The organism is uncultured Neisseria sp. (genome assembly GCF_951230505.1).
GTDB lineage: Bacteria > Pseudomonadota > Gammaproteobacteria > Burkholderiales > Neisseriaceae > Neisseria.
Genome location: NZ_CATNVN010000064.1, coordinates 1 through 9,870, shown reverse-complemented (window position 1 = coordinate 9,870; position 9,870 = coordinate 1). Strand labels below are relative to the sequence as shown.

At 48.6% G+C, this 9,870-nt stretch carries 9 protein-coding genes; 7 read left to right on the top strand and 2 right to left on the bottom strand.

Going from position 1 to position 9,870, the window contains the following annotated elements:
* Both Q1M25_RS05550 and rpoD read left to right on the top strand, forming a co-directional pair.
* Positions 1 to 1,224, top strand: a 1,224-nt coding sequence (locus Q1M25_RS05550) for a toprim domain-containing protein (RefSeq protein ID WP_300482667.1), incomplete at its 5' end; no start/stop codon positions are given.
* 195 nt (positions 1,225 to 1,419) lie between these two features.
* Positions 1,420 to 3,372, top strand: coding sequence for an RNA polymerase sigma factor RpoD (gene rpoD / locus Q1M25_RS05545; protein WP_150537799.1), 1,953 nt, complete (start codon positions 1,420 to 1,422; stop codon positions 3,370 to 3,372).
* Positions 3,373 to 3,486: 114 nt separating this feature from the next.
* Here rpoD and Q1M25_RS05540 read toward each other — a convergent pair whose 3' ends face one another.
* Positions 3,487 to 4,839: a polynucleotide adenylyltransferase PcnB gene (locus Q1M25_RS05540; protein WP_300482663.1), complete on the bottom strand. Its 1,353-nt coding sequence runs from the start codon at positions 4,837 to 4,839 to the stop codon at positions 3,487 to 3,489.
* Positions 4,840 to 5,056: 217 nt separating this feature from the next.
* Here Q1M25_RS05540 and Q1M25_RS05535 point away from each other — a divergent pair, with 217 nt between their 5' ends.
* The 5 genes from Q1M25_RS05535 (at position 5,057) to Q1M25_RS05515 (ending at position 7,689) form a co-directional block, all read left to right on the top strand.
* Positions 5,057 to 5,242: a DUF3460 family protein gene (locus Q1M25_RS05535; RefSeq protein WP_003680728.1), complete on the top strand. Its 186-nt coding sequence runs from the start codon at positions 5,057 to 5,059 to the stop codon at positions 5,240 to 5,242.
* A gap of 12 nt (positions 5,243 to 5,254) precedes the next feature.
* The gene (locus tag Q1M25_RS05530; RefSeq protein WP_300482660.1) at positions 5,255 to 5,923 is read left to right on the top strand and encodes an O-methyltransferase; all 669 of its coding nucleotides are present in this window, start codon (positions 5,255 to 5,257) and stop codon (positions 5,921 to 5,923) included.
* Between the two features lie 14 nt (positions 5,924 to 5,937).
* Positions 5,938 to 6,693 (top strand): tetratricopeptide repeat protein, encoded by a 756-nt coding sequence (locus tag Q1M25_RS05525; RefSeq protein WP_300482657.1) that lies wholly within the window; start codon positions 5,938 to 5,940, stop codon positions 6,691 to 6,693.
* Between the two features lie 80 nt (positions 6,694 to 6,773).
* Positions 6,774 to 7,259 carry a 5-(carboxyamino)imidazole ribonucleotide mutase gene (gene purE, locus Q1M25_RS05520; protein ID WP_300482655.1) on the top strand — a complete coding sequence of 162 codons (486 nt, stop codon included), beginning with the start codon at positions 6,774 to 6,776 and terminating at the stop codon, positions 7,257 to 7,259.
* Positions 7,260 to 7,356: 97 nt separating this feature from the next.
* Positions 7,357 to 7,689: a hypothetical protein gene (locus Q1M25_RS05515; RefSeq protein WP_300482654.1), complete on the top strand. Its 333-nt coding sequence runs from the start codon at positions 7,357 to 7,359 to the stop codon at positions 7,687 to 7,689.
* Between the two features lie 85 nt (positions 7,690 to 7,774).
* Here the strand turns inward: Q1M25_RS05515 and Q1M25_RS05510 are convergent, their stop codons facing one another.
* Entirely contained in the window at positions 7,775 to 9,568 is a 1,794-nt protein-coding gene (locus tag Q1M25_RS05510) for a 2-isopropylmalate synthase (protein ID WP_300482653.1), read from the bottom strand.
* Positions 9,569 to 9,870: the final 302 nt, after the last annotated feature.

Genomic DNA, 9,870 nt, shown 5'->3' with positions numbered 1-9,870 from the left:
ATGGTCATTGATAACGAAGGCAAACATTACGACCGCTTTCGCCATCGGATTATGTTCCCTATCCGTAATCCGCGCGGGCAGGTCATCGGCTTTGGTGGCCGCGTATTGGATGACTCCAAACCCAAATACCTGAACTCGCCGGATACTCCTTTGTTCGATAAAGGGAAAAACCTTTACGGGCTATATGAAGGGCGTGCTGCCGTAAAAGAGGCTAGACGGATTTTGGTGGTCGAAGGTTACATGGACGTGGTCGCATTGGCGCAGTTCGGCGTCGGCTACGGCGTAGCAGCTTTGGGTACGGCAACCACGACGGAACACGTTAAAATCCTGATGCGTCAGGCCGACAGTATTTATTTTTGTTTCGATGGCGACGGCGCGGGACGTAAAGCGGCTTGGCGCGCGCTGGAAAATGCGTTGCCACAATTAAAAGACGATAAATCGCTGCATTTTCTCTTCCTACCCGAAGAACACGACCCAGACAGCTACATCCGCGCCTACGGCAAGACTCAATTTGAAGATGCCTTGTTAAACCAAAGCAAGCCCCTATCGGAATACTTTTGGGAACATCTTTCAGACGGCCTCAACCTCAATACACAAGAAGGCAAAGCAGAATTGGTCAAAACCAGTTCTCCGCTCTTGGCTCAGATTACCGCGCCGGCATTAGGCTATCTTCTGAAACAAAAACTCAGCGAGCTCGTAGGCATTGACCCTGACAACCTCGCCCAGTTACTCGGACAAGAAGCGCCAAAGCGGTATGTCAAACAAAAAAGTTACAAACTACCGCCCATTTCTGTCAAACAGCCAGCCATGCTGACACTGGTTCAAAGACAGATACGCAGCCTCTTGATAAATCCGGCTTGGGCTTCATATATAGACCTGCCCGATTATCTGGCTTTAAGCGGTGACTTCGCCTGCCTTGCCAATTTGGCCGAAACCATCAAGCATCACGATACGACTCCTGCAACCGCACAAGTGCTTGAATATATGCGCGGTTCGCCCTATGAGGAAACCGTCAATCAAATCTTTTTATCGACCCTTCATTCTGAAGAAATGGAAGGGGATAATGAAGAAGATTGCGAAAGTTTCCAAATCGGCATGAAAAAGTTGTTAAATGAATTAAAATACAGTCAAATCGAAACTTTAAAGCAAAAAAGTATTCAAACTGGTTTGACCGAAAATGAAAAAAGACTATTGCTGTCACTTTTGACGGCAAAGCAAAACTAACCCCTCAGGCCGTCTGAACAATCTAAACACACGCTGCGAAACATGACACGCAGAACACTCCATCTGTAATATTTTTCAGACGGCCTCAGAGTATTAAAGTGAAATCTGATTTCACAACAAAAAGCTCTGCTCCGCCTTCAGGTACGGCCACATCACCGTAAACCGTCGGCATCCTATCAACCTAGAGAGCAATCCATGTCTAAAAACCAAAACTACGAAGAATACCAAGACCAAGATGACAACCGTCCCTTGAGTATCGAAGAGCAGCGCGCCCGTCTGCGTCAACTCATTATTATGGGTAAAGAACGCGGCTACATCACTTATTCCGAAATTAACGACGCGCTGCCCGACGATATGTCCGACGCCGAGCAAATCGACAACATCGTCAGCATGATTTCCGGCTTGGGCATCCAAGTAACCGAGCAAGCTCCTGATGCTGAAGACATCCTCTTGAGCGACAACGCCGCCGCCATGACCGACGACGATGCCGTTGAAGAAGCCGAAGCAGCACTCTCCAGCGCAGATTCAGAATTTGGCCGCACTACCGACCCTGTGCGTATGTATATGCGTGAAATGGGTCAAGTCGATCTGTTGACACGTGAAGACGAAATCATCATCGCTAAAAAAATCGAAAATGCACTGAAAAACATGGTGCAGGCAATCTCCGCCTGCCCGGGCTCGATTGCCGAAATTCTGGCGTTGATCGAACAAGTCCGCAATGATGAAATCCGTGTGGATGAAGTGGTTGAAGCCATCATCGATCCTAATGAAGTCTTGTTGAACGAATTAGGCCTGGGTCATTTGGAAAATGCCAAACCTGATGACGAAGAAGGAGAAGCCGATAGCGATGATGAAGATGGCGACGAGGAAGATGAAGACGACTCCGGCGGCGACTCTGAAGCCATATCCGCCGCCCATTTGGCCGAACTGAAACAAAAAGTTTTGGAACACTTCGCCTTTATCGAGAGCGAATACGGCAAAATGATTAAACAGTTGGAAAAACACGGCAGCCAACACGCCAACTACCTTAAACACCGCGATGCCATTGCCAACAAACTGTTAGAAGTCCGTTTTGCCACACGTCAAATCGAAAATTTGAGCAGCAACCTGCGCAGCCGCGTTGAAAACATCCGCAAACTCGAACGCGAAATCCGCGACATCTGTATCGACCGCGTCCGCATGGAGCGCGACTACTTCATCAAAAACTTCCTGCCAGCCATTACCGATTTGGAATGGGTAGAAGAAGAAGTAGCCAAAGGCCGTGTATGGGCAAACGCATTGGATCGTTTCCGCCACGCCATCCTCGAAAAACAAACCGAGCTGGCAAATATGGAAGCTGAAACCCGCATTTCCATCGAAGAGTTGAAAGAGATCAACAAAAACATGGTGTTGAGCGAAAAAGAAACCTCAGCCGCCAAACAGGAAATGATTCAGGCCAACTTGCGTTTGGTTATTTCCATTGCTAAAAAATACACCAACCGCGGCTTGCAGTTCCTGGATTTGATTCAAGAAGGCAATATCGGTCTGATGAAAGCGGTAGACAAATTCGAATACCGCCGCGGCTACAAGTTCTCGACTTACGCCACATGGTGGATCCGTCAAGCGATTACGCGTTCCATCGCCGACCAAGCACGTACCATCCGTATTCCGGTTCACATGATTGAAACCATCAACAAAATGAACCGTATCTCGCGCCAATACCTGCAAGAAACCGGTGAAGAGCCTGATTCCGCCAAACTGGCCGAACTGATGGAAATGCCGGAAGACAAAATCCGCAAAATCATGAAAATCGCCAAAGAGCCGATTTCCATGGAAACACCGATTGGCGATGACGACGATTCGCACTTGGGCGACTTCATCGAGGATGCCAACAACGTTGCGCCGGCAGAAGCTGCAATGTACACCAGCCTGCACGAAGTAACCAAAGAAATCCTCGAAAGCCTGACGCCGCGCGAAGCCAAAGTTTTGCGTATGCGTTTCGGTATCGATATGAATACCGACCACACTTTGGAAGAAGTCGGCAAACAATTTGACGTAACCCGTGAACGTATCCGTCAAATCGAAGCCAAAGCACTGCGCAAGCTGCGCCACCCAACCCGTAGCGACCGCCTCCGCAGCTTCCTCGACAGCGAAGAAAACAAATCATAAAAGCAAACCGCAGGTTAAAAAGCCTGCGGTTTTTTTTGAAATACGAAGGCCGTCTGAAAACCAAATCTCAAAAGATTTAATCGTTTCAGACGGCCTTAAATTTATTTTGATAACTTATTCAGCCTCAGTGGTTTTCTTTTTCGGACGGCGTCGACGACGTTTGGGTTTGTCGTCAGTTGAGCCACTTTGTTTCTGACGTTTGTACTCATTGGCCGCAGTCATTTGCTGGCGTGCTTCCTCATCGGCATGTTGGAAAGTTGTCCACCAAGAAGCCATCTCTTTATCAACCTCGCCAACCTCGCTACGCAAAATCAGGAAATCATAAGCAGCTCGGAAACGGGCTTGTGATAGCAGACGATATGGGCGTGCGCCGCGCATATTGTCGAATTGCGGCTGAAATTGCCAAATTTCACGCATGGTTGCAGAAAATCGTTGCGGTACGCCCCAACCTTTCTCTACCGTATCGCGCATGGTGTTCATCGCATCCATCAACGCAGGGACAGGTTTTTGACCATGGCTTTGATTGCGTTGCCAAATGGCGTTTAGTGTCGGCCACAATACCGCCGCCAATACAAAACCGACGGAAACGGACTTATCCGCACGAAGGCGCTCATCGGTATTTTTCAAGGCCAACATAATCATACGTTTGTCGGCTGCTTCAGCCGTTTTCAAGGCATCTAAAAGCGGATGGATGCCTTCGGGAATACCTAACTCGTTTAGCCGCTTCAAACAGGCACGGGAATAACCGGAAAACAGGATTTTCAGAATTTCATCAAATAGACGGGCCACCGGCTCATTTTTCAGACGGCCTGCATATTCGGCAATCGGCAAAGCAGTTTGCTCTTCCACTTCAAAACCCAATTTGCCAGACAAACGGACGGCACGAAGAATACGGACAGGATCTTCCTGATAGCGTTCGGCAGGATCGCCTATCATCACCAATTTTTTATCGGCAACATCAGCCACGCCCTGATGGAAGTCCAAAATCTCCTCTTTAATCGGGTCGTAATACAGCGCATTGCAAGTAAAATCGCGACGCATGGCATCTTCTTCAATGCTGCCGTAAGTATTGTCCTTCATAATGCGGCCTTGCGCATTTTGCTGAACCTTATCGCCACCGCGGAACGTCGTCACTTCAATGGTTTCAGGGCCAATCATCACATGAACGATTTGGAAGCGGCGGCCGATAATGCGGCTGCGGCGGAATATTTTACGGATTTGCTCCGGTGTGGCATCGGTTGCAATATCAAAATCTTTGGGCTCGACCCCAAGCAACAAATCCCGAACAGCACCGCCCACAACATAAGCCTGAAAACCAGCTTCATGCAGGCGTTTGGCAATTTTCTCCGCGGCAAAGCTCAACATATCCGCGCGGATACCGTGTTGCTCAAGCGGGATAATTTCCTTTTCGGGCAACGATTTGACGTGTTTTTTAGGCAACACTTTATGCAGCCATTTTTTTAACATAAGCAGCTCTTTTCACAATAAAAAAGGCCGTCTGAAACTTGTCTGGCTTAAGCCTTTGCACAATATCCTGCCGTAGATAAAGACAAAACATTGAGCAAAGGCTTCAGACGACCTAAAAAAGACGTGCCATTATACCTTATGGAAGTTCGATTAATTAGCGTATTGGCAAAAAATATCGGCTATAATGTCGGTCTGACAACGATTCAGGCAGAACATCATGTACCACTACAAATCCGAAGCTACCCAATTCCTCGACAAACTCATGGAAGACAATCCCGAAATGGAAGCGCAACGCCTCGAAAATCGCCATTTGCTGTGGGATGTTACCCTCAATCCGACTGAACAGGCTGAATTTGAAGCGGCCAAAGTCAACAAAAAACCCTACACCTACTATCAAGACTAATCCCGTATCGGCATGACGACCAACACACACAATACCGATCCGGCATTACAACATTACCTCAACAGCATCGGTCAATCCGAACATCCCGTTTTGACCGCATTGCGCGAGCATACCCAATCACATCGTCTGGGAAAGATGGCCATCGCCCAAGAGCAGGCGGCCATGTTGGTGTGGTTGGCTAAATTATTGAATGCTAAAAAATATTTGGAAGTTGGCGTCTTTACCGGTTACAGCAGCACCTCCGTGGCGCTTGCCCTCCCCGAAGACGGCAAAATCACGGCTTGCGACATTAATGTAACCTTTACCGATATTGCCCGAGAAACATGGCAGGCAGCAGGCATAGCGCATAAAATCTCACTCCATCTGCAACCAGCTTTGCTGACTTTGGACGATTTGATTGCGCAAGGCGGATCGGAAAGCTATGACTTGGCGCTTATCGATGCCGACAAACCGCCTACGCCAAAATATTTTGAACGCTGTTTGCAACTGGTACGGAGTGGCGGCGTGATTGCCATCGACAATATCTTGTTGGGCGGGCGCGTCATGAATGAAGCTGCCGAAAACGATCCGCCCAGCTTGGATATCCTGCGCCATTTCAACCAAAATTTGCCGCACGATACACGCATTATTCCCATTACCCTGCCTATCGGCGACGGTTTGACACTGCTACTAAAAAAATAAAACAACACAATCCGATGAAAACATTATCACATTCCCTGTTTCTTTTGCCGCTAACTCTATTGGCTACGTCATGCGCCGTTTCCCATCCTCCCCAACCTGCCGACAATCCAAACTTTGTCCTGCCGGATATTCCGCGTGAACCTTTGCATGAAAAAAATATTCCTTATCCGCGTTTGGACGAACAAACCCAGATTGACCACTTGGGCATACAAATCGCCCGACTGGAACGCACGGTTGAAGAATTAAATCAACGCTTGCAAACACTGGAACAACAACGAAACATCAAACGTCCGACTACTTCGGCTTCCAAACCCAAAGCCCAGCGATTGGACGACCGCAAGCTGAAAATGAACTATTTGGCCAATGGCGGCGGCGTGCCGTCTGAAACAGACTCAGCCGCACAAAACGAACTGCGCCTTTATAATCAGGCACAAAAATACTATCAGCGTAACAACTTCTCTGCTGCAGTGGCCATTCTAAAAGAAGCTGATGGCGGCAACGGCAGCGAAATTGCCCGCCGCAATATGTATTTGCTCCTGCAAAGCCAACAGCGTCTAGGCAACTGCGAATCCGTTATCGAAATCGGCAACCGCTATGCGAATCGATTCCGCAACAGCCCGCAAGCCCCTGACGCCATGTACAGTATCGGCCAGTGCCAATACAAACTGCAACAAAAAGACATCGCCCGCAGCACATGGCGCAAACTGATACAAAGCTTCCCAAACAGCGAGGCGGCAAAACGCGCTTCCATCAGTCTTAAACAAAGATAAACGTTCAGACGGCCTTGTCATCCCCAAGGCCGTCTGAATATTTTTTTACCCTTAATCCATTCAAGCAAAAGGAACTCCTCATGATCCAAGTCGGCATTATTATGGGCAGCAACAGCGATTGGCCGGTGATGCAGCAGGCAGCACAATTTCTCAAAGAATTCGGCGTTGAATACGAAGCGCGTGTCGTCTCTGCACACCGTACACCTGATTTGATGTTTGAATACGCCGAAACCGCCCGCGAACGCGGCATCAAAGCCATCATTGCCGGCGCAGGCGGCGCAGCGCATTTGCCGGGTATGGTCGCTGCCAAAACCACGGTTCCCGTCTTGGGCGTTCCCGTTCCCAGCAAATATCTGCGTGGAGAAGACTCCCTGCTTTCGATTGTGCAAATGCCTAAAGGTGTTCCTGTTGCTACATTTGCCATTGGCGAAGCCGGTGCGGCCAATGCAGCGCTGTTTGCCATTTCACTTTTAGCCAACGAAAATCCTGAATTAGCTGAAAAACTGGCGGCTTTCCGTGCCAAACAAGAACAAACCGTTCTCTCCATGGAATTGCCTGAAGCATAACTAACAAAGGCCGTCTGAAAGTTGTAAAGAGAAAATTTGATTTCGTTTTATGATTGTTCAGACGGCCTTTTTTCTTTTATCAAATTCAATTAATGCCATGAAAACCCTAGCATTCGTCCTACTCTCCATCCCGCTTTGTGCCTGCCAAAGTCCAAGCACTCCCGCTCAATCAACTGCCACCTCATCTCAACAGCAAGCCCAAGATACAACCGGCAATCTGATTATCTTCTATGATGCCCAAATCGGTTCTGCGCCATTGCTAAAAGCAGTGAAAATCTCCGGTGCAACTTTGGTTTACGAATACAAAAACCTGCACGGTATTGCTATCCGTCCATCTTCCAAGACCAATATTGAAGATGCCATTGCCTATTTCAAAAAGGTAAACGGCGTATTGTCCGTCGAACAAGATAGGCTGCTGAAACTTCAATAAACAAACTATTTTTAACCAAATAAAAAAGGCCGTCTGAAATGTATCACTACGATTTCAGACGGCCTTTACTTTTTCATTCAATAAATTAAATCATGCCGCTGCCTTGTGCTTTAGGCTTAGCTTGACCGAATTCCAGTTTACTCAAGGCAGAGAGGTAGGCTTTGGCAGTTGCCACCAACACGTCGGTATCTGCGCCTTGACCGTTGACCACACGATCGCCACGTTGCAGGCGGACTGAAGTTTCGCCTTGGCTTTCGGTACCTTGCGTCACCGCGTTAACAGAGTAAATCTGCAAGGTTGCGCCACTTTGTGCTACGCTTTCAATGGCTTTGAAGATGGCATCAACAGGGCCTGAGCCGCTAGCGGAAGCGTGTTTTTCTTCACCGCGAATACTGAACACAATATCGGCGCACGGTTCTTCGCCGGTTTCAGTGCTGATTTTTTGGGAAATGAATTTGTAGCTTTCGGTATTCATATTGCCCATTTCGTCAGACACCAGCGCGTGCAGGTCTTCATCGAAGATTTCGCGTTTTTTGTCGGCAAGTTCTTTAAAGCGGGCAAAAGCAGCATTCAGCGCCTCTTCGCTTTCTAATTCGATACCCAAATCCGCCAGCTTGGTTTTGAAGGCGTTGCGACCGGACAATTTGCCCAAGGTCAGGCGGTTGGTTGACCAGCCGACCGATTCGGCAGTCATGATTTCATAGGTTTCGGGGTGTTTCAACACGCCGTCCTGATGAATGCCTGATTCATGTGCAAAGGCGTTTGCGCCGACCACCGCCTTGTTGGGCTGAATCGGATAGCCGGTAATGGTGGACACCAGTTTGGATACCGGCACGATTTGCGTGGTGTCGATGCCGGTTTCCAAGCCGAACAAATCATGACGCACTTTCAACGCCATCACGATTTCTTCAAGGCTGGCATTGCCCGCGCGTTCGCCCAAGCCGTTGATGGTGCATTCCACCTGACGCACACCTGCCTGAACAGCAGCCAGCGAGTTGGCAACCGCCATACCCAAGTCGTTGTGGCAGTGGGTCGACCAGACTACTTTGTCGCCGTTGGGCACGCTTTTAATGATGTTGCTGATACGTTCGTACCACACGGAAGGGATGGAGTAGCCGACAGTATCGGGAATATTGATGGTGGTTGCACCCGCTTCGATAACCGCCGTAAAGATTTTGGCGAGAAAGTCCAAATCCGAACGAACCGCATCTTCAGCGGAAAATTCCACATCGTCGGTGTATTCTTTGGCGATTTTCACCGCTTTGACCGCCGCATCAATCACCTGCTGCGGCTTCATTTTCAGTTTGTGCTCCATGTGGATGGGGCTGGTAGCGATAAAAGTATGGATGCGTTTTTTCGGAGCGGGGGAAACGGCTTCGCCTGCCTTACGCACATCGTTTTCAACGGCACGCGCCAACGAGCAGACTGTGGATTTGGTGATGATTTTGGCAATCGCATTGACCGATTCGAAATCGCCCGGGCTGGCGGCGGCAAAACCCGCCTCAATCACGTCCACGCCCATTTTCTCCAACTGGCGGGCAATGCGGATTTTCTCTTCTTTGGTCATGGATGCACCGGGCGACTGCTCGCCGTCGCGCATGGTGGTGTCGAAAATAATTACGCGGTTGGTCTGTGTCATTTCTGTTCTCTCCAGAGATTCGTTTTTTTGTAAAAAAGCATTCAAATCCAGCGGTCTGCCTTGCGCTTCCGCCAGCGCCGTCAGCTTTTGCAGTTGCACCAAGGGCAGCGACCCGCGCGTGCGCCATTTATAGATGGCGGCAGTCGTCGCGGCATTTTCGGGATCGTGCTGTTTCAACGCTTCGGCAAGTGCATTCACGCCGCCGAAATAAGCAACTAAGCGGTCAATGTCTAATTGCATGATGTTCCTTGTCCAAACTTTATCGAAATTATGGTTTGCTTTGGAAGGGAATTATACGCACTTTAGACAAAACGACAATCTATTTTTATCAAAATATTGGTATAAATTTTAAAACTTGAGAAATTTTTATACATTTTGTCTAATCTAAACTATTAAAAGCTCCTCTCAAACCGAACACATCCTAAATATAGTAAACTAATCCCCTATTTCTCCGATTTGCAACACATTATGCCCCATACCATCCCTACCAACCGCTCCGACATCGACTGGCGCAACGAAAGTACACAAAAGCCACCCAAGCA

Excerpts from the sequence above, each read along its gene's own strand:
- purE (WP_300482655.1), top strand. The coding sequence starts at position 6,774 with ATGATCCAAGTCGGCATTATTATGGGCAGCAACAGCGATTGGCCGGTG.
- Q1M25_RS05515 (WP_300482654.1), top strand. The coding sequence starts at position 7,357 with ATGAAAACCCTAGCATTCGTCCTACTCTCCATCCCGCTTTGTGCCTGC.
- Q1M25_RS05525 (WP_300482657.1), top strand. The coding sequence starts at position 5,938 with ATGAAAACATTATCACATTCCCTGTTTCTTTTGCCGCTAACTCTATTG.
- Q1M25_RS05530 (WP_300482660.1), top strand. The coding sequence starts at position 5,255 with ATGACGACCAACACACACAATACCGATCCGGCATTACAACATTACCTC.
- Q1M25_RS05510 (WP_300482653.1), bottom strand. The coding sequence starts at position 9,568 with ATGCAATTAGACATTGACCGCTTAGTTGCTTATTTCGGCGGCGTGAAT.
- Q1M25_RS05535 (WP_003680728.1), top strand. The coding sequence starts at position 5,057 with ATGTACCACTACAAATCCGAAGCTACCCAATTCCTCGACAAACTCATG.
- rpoD (WP_150537799.1), top strand. The coding sequence starts at position 1,420 with ATGTCTAAAAACCAAAACTACGAAGAATACCAAGACCAAGATGACAAC.
- Q1M25_RS05540 (WP_300482663.1), bottom strand. The coding sequence starts at position 4,839 with ATGTTAAAAAAATGGCTGCATAAAGTGTTGCCTAAAAAACACGTCAAA.